Raw genomic sequence first — 13,512 nt, forward strand, 5'->3', positions numbered from 1 at the left:
GGCCGCGCCGTCAGACTAGGCCTTGGAATCACCAAGGCCTAGGCCCTCCGCCTGGCATCCGGGCTGTGCCGCTCACAAAAAGACTCTGAACAAGCTCCAAGGGCCCCGGCGGCATGGTCGTCGGGGCCTTGGTTTTTGGAGTCGGTTCGATGGCAGGGCCTACCGATTTGTTGCCGTCTGCTTCAGCAAGCGCAGCATCACGGCGGTGAGCGCGGTGCCGGCCGCCAGCGCCGCGAGGTAGCCGCCCAGGTGTTCCACCGCGTTCGGAATGGGTAGCACGAACACGCCGCCGTGCGGCACTTTCAGTTCCACGCCCATGGTCATCGAGATGGCGCCGGCCAGCGCCGAGCCGGCCATCAGCGCCGGGATCACCCGGAACGGGTCGCGTGCGGCGAACGGGATGGCGCCCTCGCTGATGAAGGCCAGGCCCAGCACGCCGGCGGCCTTGCCGGCCTCATGCTCGTCGGCGGTGAAGCGGTCGCGGAACAGACGTGTAGCCAGCGCGATGCCCAGCGGCGGCGTCATGCCTGCCGCCATCACCGCCGCCATCGGCGTGTAGACCTGGCTGGCGATCAGGCCGGTGGCGAAGGCGTAGGCCGCCTTGTTGACCGGGCCGCCCATGTCGAAGGCCATCATCGCGCCCAACAGCGCGCCCAAGGCCAGCGCGCTGCCGCCTTGCATGCTTTTCAGCGCCTCGGTCAGCGCCGCCAGCACGGCGGCCACCGGCTGCCCCACCACGTAGATCATCAAGAGGCCGGTCAGCAGCGAGCCCAGCACCGGCAGGATCAGCACCGGTTTCAGGCCGTCCAGATGCTGGCCCAGCTTGATCCGGCGGTTCAGCTCCCGCGTGCCGTAGCCGGCGATGAAGCCGGCGACGATGCCGCCGAGAAAGCCCGATCCCAGGCTGGCGGCCAGCATGCCGCCGACCATGCCGGGGGCGATGCCGGGCCGGTCGGCGACGGAGTAGGCGATGTAGCCGGCCAGTATCGGCACCATCAGCGCGAAGGCCGATTTGGCGCCGATCTGGAACAGCGACCAGGCCAGCGTGCCCTTGTGGGCGTCGTCGAAGGCATAGATGCCGCCCAGCGCGAAGGCCAGCGCGATCAGGATGCCGCCGGCGGTGACGAAGGGCAGCATGAAGGACACGCCGGTCATCAGGTGGCGGTAGGGGCCGTCCTTGGCTTTTTCCTGGTTCGCGGTTTGGGCTGCGGCCGAGCTTGCGCCTTCCCATGGCCGCGCTTCTTCGATGGCGCGGCGGATCAGGCCCTGGCCGTCGCCGATGGCGGCCTTGGTGCCGCTCTTGAACAGCCGCTTGCCGGCGAAGCGGTCCAGCTGAACCTGGGTGTCGGCGGCGATCACGACCAGGTCGGCGGCGGCGATCTCGGCATCGGTCAGCGCATTCTGCGCGCCGACCGAGCCCTGGGTTTCCACCCGCATCGCGTGGCCCAGCGACTTCGCGCCCTGAACCAGGCCCTCGGCCGCCATGAAGGTGTGGGCGATGCCGGTAGGGCAGCCGGTAATGGCGACGATGCTGAGCGCGTGCTCGGCCGCCGCCGCGCCTTCCAGTTGCGCGGCCGGATCGGCCAATACCGCATCCAGCGTGGCATGGCGCGCGGGCCGCTGCCCGGCGCGGCCGTCGTCTGGACAGTCCACCAGCAGGATCTGGCTGGCGGCCTGCAGGACGCCGGCATCCAACGGAGGCTGGCCGTCGATCTCGATGTCTATCCGCTTGCCCTGCCGCTGGGCGGCCTGGCGCAGCGCTTCGGCGGCCAGCCTGGCCTGGGTGCTGCGCTCTCCCGCGCGGATGATGGCGACGATGCTCATGTGTTTCCCCTGTTTCTCAGCGGACGCGGCTCAGGCCGCGTCCAGGGTTTGCAGGCTGACGGCGGCGGCCAGCTCTCGTATTTGTTGTGCCGGCGGCAGGTGTGGACCGACGCGCTGCAGCTTGGCGGCGGCGAAAGCCACCGCCAGCCTCAGGCTATCCCCCGCGTTCAGGCCCTGGAGCCGGGCGGCGGTCAGGCCGGCCACCAGCGCGTCGCCGGCGCCGACGGTGCTCAGCGGTCGCTGCGGCGGCAGGCCGGCCAGCAGCGCCGCGTCGGCGTCCACCAGCAGCGCGCCTTGTTCGCCCAGCGACACCACCACCCGGCCGACGCCCATCCGCTGCAGGCCGCGCGCGCAGCGGACCACGTCGTCCAGGCCGGGCAGCGGGCGGCCGGCCCATTGCGCCAGCTCTTCGCGGTTGGGCTTCACGCAGTCGGGCAGCTCTTCCGGCGACTTGGCCAGAACGGCGGCCAGCGGCGAGCCGCTGCTGTCGACCAGCGTCCAGGCGCCTTGCCGTTTCAGCTGGGCGCACAACCGCGCCAGCGCGTCGCGCGGCAGGCCGGGCGGCAGGCTGCCGGCCAGCACCGCCAGATCGCCGGCTCCGACGTGGGCGAGGCCGCAGGCCAGCGCTTCCAGTTCAGCCTCGCCGGTCTCCGGGCCGGGCAGGTTGACGTCGGTGGTGTCGCCGGTTTCGAGATCGGCCAGCTTGATGTTCACCCGGCAGGCGCCGGCCACCCGCAGCATGCGGTCGTCGATGCGCTTGTCTGCGAACAGTTGCTCGAACGGACCGCTGTTGTCGCGGCCCAGCAGGCCGTGGGCGTGGACCGGCAGGCCCCAGTCGGCCAGACAGGAGGCGACGTTGACGCCCTTGCCGCCGGCGTTGACGTGGGCGGCGCGCGCCAGATTGACCGAACCCGTCCGCAACGCGTCCAGCGTGACGGTCTGGTCGAGCGCCGGATTGGGGGTGACGGTGTGTATCGCGCCGCTCATGCCAGCGCCTCCAGCAACTGCCGCACTTCCTCGGCGCTGTCGCAGGCCAGCGCCTGTTCCGCCAGCTCCCGCAGCCTGGCGTGGCTGTGGCGGCGCAGCATCGCCTTCACCGCGGCGATGTCGTGCGGGCTCATCGACAATTCGTCCACGCCCAGGCCAGCCAGCACGGCGGCGCCCTGCGGATCGCCGGCGATGCCGCCGCAGACGCCCACCCAGCGGCGGTGAGCCGCCGCGCCTTGCACGGTCTGGCGGATCAGCCGCAGCACGGCCGGGTGCAGGCTGTCGGCCTCGGCGGCCAGTTCGGGGTGCTGGCGGTCCATCGCCAGCGCGTACTGGGTCAGGTCGTTGGTGCCGATAGAGAAGAAGTCGACGTAGGGCGCGAACTGGTCTGCCAGCAGCGCGGCGGCCGGCACTTCCACCATGATGCCGATCGGCACCGGCGGCGCGTCCAGTTCCTTGCGCACGCCTTCGCACAGGCCCTTGAGGCGGGTGATCTCCTTCAGCGAGCTGATCATCGGGAACATGATGGACAGCGGTTTGCCGGCCTTGGCGGCGCGGTACAGCGCCCGCAGCTGCGGTTCCAGCAGCTCGCGGCGGGACAGCAGCAGCCGGGCGCCGCGCATGCCGAGGAAGGGGTTGTCCTCATGCGGCAGGTTCAGGTAGGGCACCTGCTTGTCGCCGCCGATATCCAGCGCGCGGACGATCAGCGGCCGGCCTTGCAGCGCCTGCTGCATCGCCAGATAGGTGCGCAGCTGCTCTTCCTCGTCCGGCGCGGCCTCGCGCTCCAGGAACAGGAATTCGGTGCGCATCAGGCCCACGCCTTCCGCGCCGGCCTCCAGCGCGGCGGCGGCCTGGTCCGGGCGATTGATGTTGGCGGCGATCTCGATGCGCTTGCCGTCGGCGGTCTGGCCCGGCTGCCGGCGCTCCGCCTGCTGCTTGTGCCGGTCTTCCCGCTGGCGCCGCTGCCAGGCGCGGGCGGACTCCAGATCCGCCTCGCTCGGGTTCAGATACAGCCGGCCGGCGTCGCCGTCCAGGATGGCGGGGCTGCCGTCGGCCACGTCCAGCAGCGCCGTTCCGGCCGCGACCAGCGCAGGCAGGCCCAGGGTCCGGGCCAGGATGGCGGTGTGGGCGGTGGGGCCGCCGTGGGCGGTGGCCAGGCCCTTGACGCGGGCGAGGTCCAGGCTGGCGGTGTCGGACGGCGCGAGATCGGCCGCCAGCAACAGGGTGTCGGGGCCGAATTCGGCCGGCGCATGGCCTTGCAGCGCCGGGTCCAGCTGGAACAGCACGCGGCGGCCGACATCGCGCAGGTCGGCGGCGCGCGCCGCCAGCAACGGGTTGCCCAGCACGGAAATTTTTTCCGCCAGCCGCTCCACCGCCTGGTGCCACGACCACTCGACGCCATGGCCGGCCACCATCAGTTGGCAGCTGAGCGTGATCAGGTCGGTGTCGTTCAACAGCTCGGCCTGGGCGCGGAAGATGCCGGCTTCGCCGGCGCCCAGCGTCGCCTGGGTGGCCTCGGCCAGATCGGCCAGCTGCCTGCGCGTGGCGGCCAGCGCCTCGTGCAGCCGGTCGCCGCCGTCGGCCAGACTGACCGGACGGTCGGGCACTTGCAGCCGCTCGCCGGCCAGGATGCGCACGGTGCCGATGGCGAGGCCGGGGCTGGCGGCGATGCCGGGCAGGGAGATCATGGGGCCAGCGGGCTGCCAGCCGGCGGTTTTGCGCGTACCGGCGGCGCGCTGGGCGGCGATGGCGGCGGCGGTTTGCTCGGCGATGCTGGCTTCGCGCATGGCCTTGAGCAATTGGCGCACGCCGTCCCCGGCCTGCGGGCCGCGGCCGGACACGGAGACGAGATCGCCCTGGCGCAGGCCGAGCTGCAGCAAGGAGATCAGGTTCTTGGCGTCGGCGACGCGGCCGCCGTGGCGCACCTGAAGCTGGGCCGGACTGCGCCGCGCGGCCTCCACCCACAACGCGGCGGGGCGGGCGTGCAGGCCGTTGGGGTAGTCGAGCCGCCATTCCTCGCGCACGTCCAGGTCCTGCGCCTCGGCGTCCGGCGGCGGGGTTTCCGGCGGCTGCTCAAGCGCGGCGATCAGGTCGGCGCTGTTCTCGGTGGAGAACAGCGGCAGCAGCCTGGCCTCGTCCTGCAGCAGCCGGGTCAGCTGGCGCAGCATCACCAGGTGGTCGTCGGAGCGGGCGGCGATCGCGCACAGCAGGTGGGTGCGCTGGCCGGGGTTCCATTCCAGCCCGGCGGGGATCTGCAGGATGGCGACGCCGGTGCGCAGCACCATCGCCCGGTCTTCCACCATGCCGTGGGGGATGGCGATGCCGTTGCCCAGATAGGTGTTGGCCACTGCTTCGCGGCGCAGCAGGCTGTCTATGTAGTCGGGCGCGATGCAGCCGGCGTCGGCCAGCATGCGGCCGGCCTCGCGGATGGCGACCTCCTTGCCGGCGGGCTGGCAGCCCAGGCGTATCAGTTGCGGAGTGAGCAGGGCGTCGGACACGGCGTACCTCGTTTTTGGGCTCGATATGGCTGGCATTGAAAACGATTACATTTTTGCTGTCAATCCGACAGAACTGGTTAAAATCAAACTTGTGGCGCAATTCAGAAAACTGTTGCGATTCTGCGCTTGCCAGCGTGGCATGCACGGGCGCAACATCGCTTCCGTCAATTGAAAACGATTTCCAAACCATGACTACCAGCATCAAGGACGTCGCGCTGCTGGCCGGCGTGTCGGTGGCCACCGTGTCGCGCGTGCTGGGCAACGGCCCGGTCAGCGCCGCGCTGCGCGCCAAGGTGGAGGCCGCCGTCGCTCAGAGCGGCTACCGTCCCAATCTGTCGGCGCGCCGCTTGCGCTCGCAGATGTCGCGCACCATAGGCCTGATCGTGTCCGATATCCGCAATCCCTTCTTCACCTCGGTGAGTCGGGCGGTGGAGGATGTCGCCTACCAGTCCGGCATGCGGGTGATCCTGTGCAACACCGATGAAAACCCGGACAAAGAGGCGATGTATCTCCGGCTGATGCAGGAGGAGCGGGTGAGCGGGGTGATCTTCGCCGCCACCCGCGCCACCGCCGATTCGCTGGACGTCGCCGGCCTGGGGTTCCCTGTGGTGATGATAGACCGGACGGGGCCGTCCGCCCGCTGTGACGCGGTTCTGCTGGACAACCGGACAGCGGCGGCCCAGTTGGTCGAGCATTTGTTGGATCGAGGTTATCGCCGCATCGGCGGCCTGTTCGGCAATACCAGCAGCACCGGCGCGGAGCGCCATGCGGGTTTCGCCGAGGCGATGCGGAAAGCCGGTTTGCCGGCGGAGGCGCGTTTCGTCGCGCCCAGCGCGGAAGCGGCGCGGGCCGAGGCGGCCATGTGGCTTCAAGAGGCGGACGCGCCGGAGGCGCTGATCGCCAGCAACGGCCTGCTGTTGTTGGGCGTGGCCAAGGCGGTGAGGGAGGCGGGCGTCGTCGTGCCGGGCCGGCTGGCCTTGGCCGGCTTCGACAACGACAGTTGGACCGAGCTGGCCGATCCCGGCATGACGGTGATCGAGCAGCCGGTCGACGAGATCGGCCGCGCGGCGATGGAGATGCTGCTGGAGCGGTTGCAGCAGCCTGAGCGACCGCTGCGCAAAGTGGTGCTGGCGGGCCGGCTGGTCGCGCGCGGTTCCAGCCGGGCGAAGGAGTGAATCAACGCATCGGGCCGGTCAGCCGGGTGACGGTGTCGTCCTTGACGATGAAGTGATGCCACGCGGCGGCGGCGGCGTGCACGATGCTCAGCCATAGCAGGATATTGCCCAGCAATTCGTGCAGCTCCTTCAGGCTCTTGCCCAGCTCTGGGTTGTCGGGCATGAAGGAGGGCAGGCCCAGGCCGAACAGGGCTACGTCGCCGCCCTTGGCCTGGATGAAGGCGACGCCGAGGATGGGCAGCGCCAGCATCAGCGCGTACAGCGCCCAATGGCCGGCGTGGGCCAGCAGCTTCATCAGCGGACTGGGGGCGGGAGAGATGCCGGGAGGCGGATTGCCCAGCCGCCAGGCCAGCCGGGGAAGAACCAGCAGCAGGACGATCAGTCCGGCCTGGACGTGGGCGTAGCCGAGGCCGCTGCGGACCGGATCCCCTTTCGGAAAATTGCCTTTCAGCTCGATGAAGGCCAGTGCGGCGATGACGGCCAGCGCGCACAGCCAGTGCAGGGCGCGGGCGATTTTGCCGTAGCTGTATCGGGTGTTGCGCAACATGTCGGCTCCTTTTGTTTTGATCGTGACATGTTGCAAGCTTAGCTGCTCGAGCCTGGGCGGGCTTTAATCCAATTCAAGAAAAGGACGCGGAACCGCGGGTCTCGGCGTCGCGTATCACGGCCAGCTTGTCGGCGGGCCGCCAGCCTTCCGGTTTCAGCACCTTGCCGTCGGCGCGGCGCACCACCTTGCCGTCTACGCATTTGCGCAGATTGGCGTCGTGTATCGCCTCGCACATCGCCTCCAGCGGCAGGCCTTGCGACAGCAGGAGGCCGCACACCACGTTCAGCACGTCGACGGCCTCGGCCGTCAGCTCGGCGCGGCTTTGCCGCTGCTGTTCGGTAGACTGTGCCGGCAGCGCGCGGTAGTCGGCCAGCGCCTGCTGAAGTTCGGCCAGTTCCTCGTCCAGCATGGTCTGCCACATCGCCAGCTGATCGGGCTGGAATTCGGGGCGGGTGGGGGAGGGGATGTCGAAGCGCCGCATGAAATCGCGGCGCATCCGGAACAGATCGCTCATCGATAGACTCCTTTGTATTGTATATATTGTGTAGTCTATCGATTAAATCATCAATATATTGTGATTATTGCGCCTGCAGCGCGGCCAGGGCCCGGAAGTAGTCCGGGAAGGTCTTGGCCACGCAATTGGGGTCGTTGATGACGACGGGCGCACCCAGGAGCGAAACCAGCGAGAAGCACATCGCCATCCGGTGGTCGTCGTAGGTGTCGATCTCGGCGTTCGGCGTCAGCGCGGCCGGAGGCGTGACGCGGATGTAGTCCGGCCCTTCCTCCACCGTCGCGCCCACTTTGCGCAGCTCGGTCGCCATCGCCGACAGGCGGTCGGTTTCCTTGACCCGCCAGCTGGCGATATTGCGCAGCGTGGTGGTGCCGTCGGCGGCCAGCGCGGCCACCGCCAGCGTCATCGCCGCGTCCGGGATGTGGTTGCAATCGAGGTCTATCGCCTTCAGCCGGCCTTCGGCGCGGGCTTCTATCCAGTTTTCGCCGCGGCGCACTGTCGCGCCCATCAATTCCAGCGCCTCGGCGAAGCGCACGTCGCCCTGTATGCTGGCCTCGCCGACGCCTTCGACCCGCACCGGGCCGCCGGCCAGCGCGCCGGCCGCCAGGAAGTAGGACGCGCTGGAGGCGTCGCCCTCGACGTAGACTTCGCCCGGCGAGATGTAGTGCTGGCCGCCCGGAATGACGAAGCGCTGCCAGCCGTCGCGCTCGACGCGGACGCCGAAGCGCGCCATCAGGTTCAGCGTGATTTCGATATAGGGTTTGGAGATCAGCTCGCCGACCACTTCGATCTCGGCCTGGCCGCCGGTCAGCGGCAGCGCCATCAGGAGCGCGGTCAGGAACTGGCTGGAGACATTGCCCTTCACCTGGATGGGGCGGGCGCAGCGCACGTCGGCCGGCGAGATGGCCAGCGGCGGGAAGCCGGGCTGGCCCAGGTAGGCGATGCTGGCGCCGGCGGCGTTCAGCGCGTCGACCAGGTCGCCTATCGGGCGTTCATGCATCCGCGGCACGCCGGACAGCTGATAGCTGCCGCCCATCAAGGCCAGCGCCGCCGTCAGCGGCCGGAAGGCGGTGCCGGCGTTGCCCAGGAACAGTTCGGCGTTCTTCACCGGGAAGTCGCCGCCGCAGCCGTGGACGCGGAAATCGCGGCTGTCCCCTTGCTGTTCGATCTTCACGCCCAGCAGCTTCAGCGCGCTCAGCATGTGGCGGATGTCGTCGGAGTCCAGCAGCTCGCGCACCAGCGTGCTGCCGCCGGACAGCGCCGCCAGCAGCAGCGTGCGATTGGAGATGCTCTTGGAGCCGGGGAGCTTGATGGCGCCGCCGAGGCGGTCGCAGGCGGACAGATGCAGTTGTTCCATGGGTTTGCGCTTTTTTCAGGATGCGATTCGATCAGTAAGGGACACTGTACCCGCCCACGGCGGCCGCTTGCAATTGCCTTGCTCCGCACCGCGACCGGCCGGCTTGCGCTACAATGCGCGGTTTGGCCGGCCCGTTCCGCAGCGGCGGAGCGGCTTGGCATCGCAACAGGATCAGACTTTTGATGACAGCTCCGGTAATTACCATCGACGGCCCGTCCGCCTCCGGCAAGGGCACGGTGGCGGCTCTGGTCGCCGCGCGCCTGGCCTTCCATTATCTCGACTCGGGCTCGCTGTACCGGCTGCTGGCGCTCCATGCCCGCCGCCGCGGCATCGCCTGGGACGACGAGGCCGCGCTGGCCGAAGCCGCTGCCGGCCTGCCGGTGGAATTCGCCGACGGCGCGGTGTGGCTGGACGGCAACGACGCGAGCCTGGACATCCGCGCCGAGGAAATCGGCATCGGCGCATCCCGGGTCGGCGCGCTGCCGGCGGTGCGCGCCGCGCTATTGCAGCGCCAGCGCGATTTTCGACAGGCGCCGGGCCTGGTGACCGACGGCCGCGACATGGGGTCGGTGGTGTTTCCGGACGCCACGCTGAAGATATTTTTGACCGCCAGCGCCGACGAACGAGCGCTGCGTCGGCATAAGCAGTTGATCGGCAAGGGGGAATCTGCTAACCTCGCACAGATCAAGCAGGACATTATCGAACGGGACGAGCGTGACGCCGCCCGCGCGGTAGCGCCGCTGCGCCAGGAGCCGGACGCCTTTTTGCTCGATACCACGGAGCTGACCATAGACCAGGCGGTCGACAAGGTCCTTGTGTGGTTCGAGGAAAGACAGGTTTCCGGCCATTGATTTTTTTAACGGTCGTTTTTGTTGCAATGCAATAGCGACCGCGTGTTCAACCCTAACCCCGCAAGCCGCAAGGCCTGCAACCGAGAGTACGCTTGATGACTACCCTCTCCATGGAAAACTTCGCTCAACTGTTCGAGGAAAGCCTCACCCTGCACGATATGCGCGTGGGCGAAGTGATCACTGCCGAAGTCGTGGCAGTCGATTCCAATTTTGTAACCGTGAACGCAGGCCTCAAGTCCGAGTCCCTGATTCCGGCTGAAGAATTCAAGAACGACCAAGGCGTCGTTGAAGTTGCCATCGGCGACTTCGTGACCGTCGCCATCGACGCGCTGGAAAACGGCTTCGGCGAGACCAAGCTGTCCCGCGAAAAAGCCAAGCGCATGGCTGCCTGGGTCGAGCTGGAAGAAGCTCTGGAAGCCGGCACCATCCTGTCCGGCCTGATCAGCGGCAAGGTCAAGGGCGGCCTGACCGTCATGGTCAACGGCATCCGCGCCTTCCTGCCGGGTTCCCTGGTCGACGTGCGTCCGGTGAAAGACACCACCCCGTACGAAAACAAGCAGATCGAGTTCAAGGTTATCAAGCTGGATCGCAAGCGCAACAACGTCGTGGTTTCCCGCCGCTCGGTGCTGGAAGAAACCCTGGGCGAAGAGCGCAAGGCTCTGCTGGAAACCCTGAAAGAGGGCGCAGTCATCAAGGGTATCGTCAAGAACATCACCGACTACGGTGCGTTCGTTGACCTGGGCGGTATCGATGGCCTGCTGCACATCACCGACCTGGCATGGCGCCGCGTGAAGCACCCGTCCGAAGTTCTGGCCGTGGGCGACGAAGTGGAAGCCAAGGTACTGAAGTTCGACCAAGAGAAGAACCGCGTATCGCTGGGCCTGAAGCAACTGGGCGAAGATCCGTGGGTGGGCCTGTCCCGCCGCTACCCGTCCGGCACCCGTCTGTTCGGCAAGGTGACCAACCTGACCGACTACGGCGCGTTCGTCGAAATCGAACAAGGCATCGAAGGCCTGGTGCACGTGTCCGAAATGGACTGGACCAACAAGAACGTACACCCGTCCAAGGTGGTTCAGGTTGGCGACGAAGTGGAAGTCATGATCCTGGAAATCGACGAAGACCGTCGTCGTATCTCCCTGGGCATGAAGCAGTGCCTGGCCAACCCGTGGAACGAGTTTGCCGACAACTTCCACAAGGGCGACAAGCTGAAGGGCGCGATCAAGTCCATCACCGACTTCGGCGTGTTCGTCGGTCTGCCGGGCGGCATCGACGGCCTGGTTCACCTGTCCGACCTGTCCTGGAACGAAGCCGGCGAAGAAGCCGTTCGCAAGTTCAAGAAGGGCGACGAGGTTGAAGCCGTTGTTCTGTCCATCGACGTGGAAAAAGAACGCATCTCCCTGGGCATCAAGCAACTGGAAGGCGATCCGTTCAACAACTTCGTTGCGATGAACGACAAGGGCGCCCTGGTCAAGGGTGTGGTCAAGTCCGTTGACGCCAAGGGCGCGGTTATCGCTCTGGACGCCGATGTCGAAGGCTACCTGCGCGCTTCCGAACTGTCCCGCGACCGCGTTGAAGACGCTCGCTCCGTCCTGAAGGATGGCGATGCCGTTGAAGCCGTGATCGTCGCCGTGGACCGCAAGTCCCGCAACATCAGCCTGTCGATCAAGGCCAAGGACGCTCAGGAAGACAACGCTGCTCTGAAGAGCCTGTCCGTTGACAGCGCTTCCGCCGGCACCACCAATCTGGGTGCCCTGCTGAAGGCCAAGCTGTCCGGTTCCAACGAGTAATCGCGTCATGACCAAATCTGAGCTGATCGCGAGGCTGTCGGAGCGACTGGCCGAGCGCAATTCTCAGTTGGTCTACAAAGATGCTGAGTTGGCCGTCAAGACCATTTTGGACGCGATGGCCAACAACCTGGCCCAGGGAAGCCGGATCGAAATCCGCGGCTTCGGTAGCTTCGACCTGAACTACCGTCCGCCGCGCGTCGGCCGCAACCCGAAGTCGGGCACCAGCGTCTCGGTTCCTGAGAAATACGTGCCTCATTTCAAGGCCGGCAAGGAATTGCGAGAGCGAGTGGACTTGTCCCTCGCCGAACAGGCCCAGGCCTGATCGCGGTTTTTGCGTAGCTTGATTGTCGAAAGCGCCGCTTGATGCGGCGCTTTTTTCGTTTTTGCCGCCTGTCGCGACTTGGGTTGTCGCCGGCTATCGTTTAAAATTGCACTCCGGCAAACTCATCGAGCGAACTCATGCGATATTTGTTGCGTATCGTCGAACTGGCCCTGCTGCTGTTACTGATCGCGGTTTCCGTGCAGAACAGCCATTCGGTCGAATTCAAGCTGTTCTTCGGCCAGTCCTGGTCGGCGCCGTTCATCGTGTTCCTGTTGCTGTTCTTCGTCGTCGGCGCCGTGATCGGCCTGCTGGCCACGTTCAGTTTCTATCTGAAGACCCGCCGTGAACTGTCGCAGCTGAAGAAAGAACTGCGCAACCGTCCGCCCGCCAGCAAGGTGATCAACGATCCCAGCGACGCCATCGCCGATTGACGTCTTCCCCCTGGGCCGCGTCCGCGGCCTGTCTTTACCGTCCCGAAAGGATTGCTGTTGGAACTCGATTTGTGGTGGCTGCTGCTGTTTCCGGCCTTTTTCGGCCTGGGCTGGTTCGCGGCCCGGGTGGATATGCGCACGGTGCTGAAACAGGCGAAGTCGGTGCCGACCTCGTATTACCGCGGCCTGGACGCGCTGGTTGACGACAAGACCGACGTCGCGGCGCAGGCGCTGGCCGAAGTGGCGCGCCAGCAGGGCGCGGCGCTGGAGCTGCAACATGTGCTGGGCAAGCTCTACCGTCGTCGCGGCGAGAACGACCGCGCCATCCGGCTGCACCAGCAGATGCTGGATTCATCCGATCTGCCGGGCGAGCACCGGGATCTGGTCCGCAACGAGCTGGCGCAGGACTTCCGCAAGGCCGGCCTGGTCGATCGGGCCGAGGAGATCCTGCTGAAGCTGCTGAACGGCAATATGGCGCTGGCGGCGCGCCGCCAGCTGCTGGACATCTATCAGCAGGACCGCGATTGGCAGAAGGCGATCGAAACCGCCAGGGAGCTGCGCAGCGACGCGCACTCGTTCCAGCACGAGGTCGCGCAGTTTTATTGTGAACTTGCGCAGGGCGAATTGTACAAATCCGATTACGCCAAGGCGCGGCAATATGTGGCCGAAGCCATCGCGGCCAATCGAAAGTGCGTGCGCGCGAGCCTGATTCTCGGCGACATCGAGTTCGCCGAAGGCGCTTTCGATGCGGCCATCGCCGCCTGGCAAAGCATAGAGAAACAGAATTACGAATACCTGTCGATGGCCGCCGAGCGGCTGTTCGACGCTTACGAGAGGCAGGGCAGGCCGCTGGAGGGCATCGCGCTGCTGCGCGGCTACCAGCGTACCTTCCCGCAACTGGAGCTGACCGATCTCTTGTACCAGAAGATCGCGACCTACGAGGGCGAGGCCAGGGCGCTGGAAGGCGTGCGCGAAGCGGTGCACGCGCGCCCGAGCCTGGCCGGCGTGTACCGGATGATAGAGGCGCAGATGGACGAGCTGTCGCCGGAAGGGCGTATGGACGCCGAGGTGGCGCGAGCGCTGATCCTCAAGCATTCGCAGCGTCTGAGCGTGCACCGTTGCAAGTGCTGCAACTTCCGTTCGCGCGCCTTTTTCTGGCACTGCCCGGCCTGCGGCGAGTGGGAAAGCTTCACCGCCAACCGCTCGGAAAACTGAATCACTC

12 protein-coding genes are annotated in these 13,512 nt (G+C 66.9%); 6 read left to right on the forward strand and 6 right to left on the reverse strand.

Features of this window, described 5'->3' with window-relative positions:
- Positions 1-159: 159 nt before the first annotated feature.
- From WNM05_RS09130 to ptsP, 3 genes are read right to left on the reverse strand one after another with little or no spacing between them, the layout of a single operon-like run.
- Positions 160-1,824, reverse strand: coding sequence for a PTS fructose transporter subunit IIC (locus tag WNM05_RS09130; protein ID WP_434634335.1), 1,665 nt, complete (start codon positions 1,822-1,824; stop codon positions 160-162).
- Between the two features lie 30 nt (positions 1,825-1,854).
- Positions 1,855-2,811, reverse strand: a complete 957-nt coding sequence (gene pfkB, locus WNM05_RS09135; protein ID WP_434634336.1) for a 1-phosphofructokinase — start codon at positions 2,809-2,811, stop codon at positions 1,855-1,857.
- Positions 2,808-5,309, reverse strand: a complete 2,502-nt coding sequence (gene ptsP, locus WNM05_RS09140) for a phosphoenolpyruvate--protein phosphotransferase (protein WP_434634337.1) — start codon at positions 5,307-5,309, stop codon at positions 2,808-2,810. The genes pfkB and ptsP overlap by 4 nt, the downstream gene beginning before the upstream one ends.
- Before the next feature lie 188 nt (positions 5,310-5,497).
- Between ptsP and WNM05_RS09145 the strand changes: the two genes are divergently transcribed.
- On the forward strand, positions 5,498-6,484 hold the full coding sequence (locus WNM05_RS09145) for a LacI family DNA-binding transcriptional regulator (RefSeq protein WP_434634340.1): 987 nt from the start codon (positions 5,498-5,500) through the stop codon (positions 6,482-6,484).
- Position 6,485: 1 nt separating this feature from the next.
- Here the strand turns inward: WNM05_RS09145 and WNM05_RS09150 are convergent, their stop codons facing one another.
- The 3 genes from WNM05_RS09150 to aroA all read right to left on the reverse strand — a co-directional run bounded on the left by WNM05_RS09150 (position 6,486) and on the right by aroA (position 8,899).
- Positions 6,486-7,031 (reverse strand): cytochrome b, encoded by a 546-nt coding sequence (locus WNM05_RS09150; RefSeq protein ID WP_434634342.1) that lies wholly within the window; start codon positions 7,029-7,031, stop codon positions 6,486-6,488.
- 73 nt (positions 7,032-7,104) lie between these two features.
- The gene (locus tag WNM05_RS09155; RefSeq protein WP_434634344.1) at positions 7,105-7,545 is read right to left on the reverse strand and encodes a phosphoribosyl-ATP pyrophosphohydrolase; all 441 of its coding nucleotides are present in this window, start codon (positions 7,543-7,545) and stop codon (positions 7,105-7,107) included.
- 64 nt (positions 7,546-7,609) lie between these two features.
- Positions 7,610-8,899 (reverse strand): 3-phosphoshikimate 1-carboxyvinyltransferase, encoded by a 1,290-nt coding sequence (gene aroA / locus WNM05_RS09160; protein WP_434634346.1) that lies wholly within the window; start codon positions 8,897-8,899, stop codon positions 7,610-7,612.
- 182 nt (positions 8,900-9,081) lie between these two features.
- On the opposite strand from aroA, the gene cmk reads away from it, so the two are divergent.
- The 5 genes from cmk to lapB all read left to right on the forward strand — a co-directional run bounded on the left by cmk (position 9,082) and on the right by lapB (position 13,505).
- Entirely contained in the window at positions 9,082-9,750 is a 669-nt protein-coding gene (gene cmk / locus WNM05_RS09165; RefSeq protein ID WP_434634348.1) for a (d)CMP kinase, read from the forward strand.
- Between the two features lie 95 nt (positions 9,751-9,845).
- Positions 9,846-11,537 carry a 30S ribosomal protein S1 gene (rpsA, locus tag WNM05_RS09170; protein WP_434634351.1) on the forward strand — a complete coding sequence of 564 codons (1,692 nt, stop codon included), beginning with the start codon at positions 9,846-9,848 and terminating at the stop codon, positions 11,535-11,537.
- Positions 11,538-11,544: 7 nt separating this feature from the next.
- Positions 11,545-11,859: an integration host factor subunit beta gene (locus WNM05_RS09175; RefSeq protein WP_434634354.1), complete on the forward strand. Its 315-nt coding sequence runs from the start codon at positions 11,545-11,547 to the stop codon at positions 11,857-11,859.
- A gap of 137 nt (positions 11,860-11,996) precedes the next feature.
- Entirely contained in the window at positions 11,997-12,290 is a 294-nt protein-coding gene (locus tag WNM05_RS09180) for a LapA family protein (RefSeq protein ID WP_434634355.1), read from the forward strand.
- A 57-nt stretch (positions 12,291-12,347) separates the two neighbouring features.
- Positions 12,348-13,505, forward strand: a complete 1,158-nt coding sequence (gene lapB, locus WNM05_RS09185; protein WP_434634356.1) for a lipopolysaccharide assembly protein LapB — start codon at positions 12,348-12,350, stop codon at positions 13,503-13,505.
- The last annotated feature ends 7 nt before the right edge of the window (positions 13,506-13,512 follow it).

This window comes from Chromobacterium sp. CV08 (assembly GCF_051129845.1).
Taxonomy (GTDB): domain Bacteria; phylum Pseudomonadota; class Gammaproteobacteria; order Burkholderiales; family Chromobacteriaceae; genus Chromobacterium.

Coding starts and splice junctions, on each gene's coding strand:
- WNM05_RS09130 (WP_434634335.1), bottom strand. CDS start 1,824: ATGAGCATCGTCGCCATCATCCGCGCGGGAGAGCGCAGCACCCAGGCC.
- pfkB (WP_434634336.1), bottom strand. CDS start 2,811: ATGAGCGGCGCGATACACACCGTCACCCCCAATCCGGCGCTCGACCAG.
- WNM05_RS09145 (WP_434634340.1), top strand. CDS start 5,498: ATGACTACCAGCATCAAGGACGTCGCGCTGCTGGCCGGCGTGTCGGTG.
- WNM05_RS09150 (WP_434634342.1), bottom strand. CDS start 7,031: ATGTTGCGCAACACCCGATACAGCTACGGCAAAATCGCCCGCGCCCTG.
- WNM05_RS09155 (WP_434634344.1), bottom strand. CDS start 7,545: ATGAGCGATCTGTTCCGGATGCGCCGCGATTTCATGCGGCGCTTCGAC.
- aroA (WP_434634346.1), bottom strand. CDS start 8,899: ATGGAACAACTGCATCTGTCCGCCTGCGACCGCCTCGGCGGCGCCATC.
- cmk (WP_434634348.1), top strand. CDS start 9,082: ATGACAGCTCCGGTAATTACCATCGACGGCCCGTCCGCCTCCGGCAAG.
- rpsA (WP_434634351.1), top strand. CDS start 9,846: ATGACTACCCTCTCCATGGAAAACTTCGCTCAACTGTTCGAGGAAAGC.
- WNM05_RS09175 (WP_434634354.1), top strand. CDS start 11,545: ATGACCAAATCTGAGCTGATCGCGAGGCTGTCGGAGCGACTGGCCGAG.
- WNM05_RS09180 (WP_434634355.1), top strand. CDS start 11,997: ATGCGATATTTGTTGCGTATCGTCGAACTGGCCCTGCTGCTGTTACTG.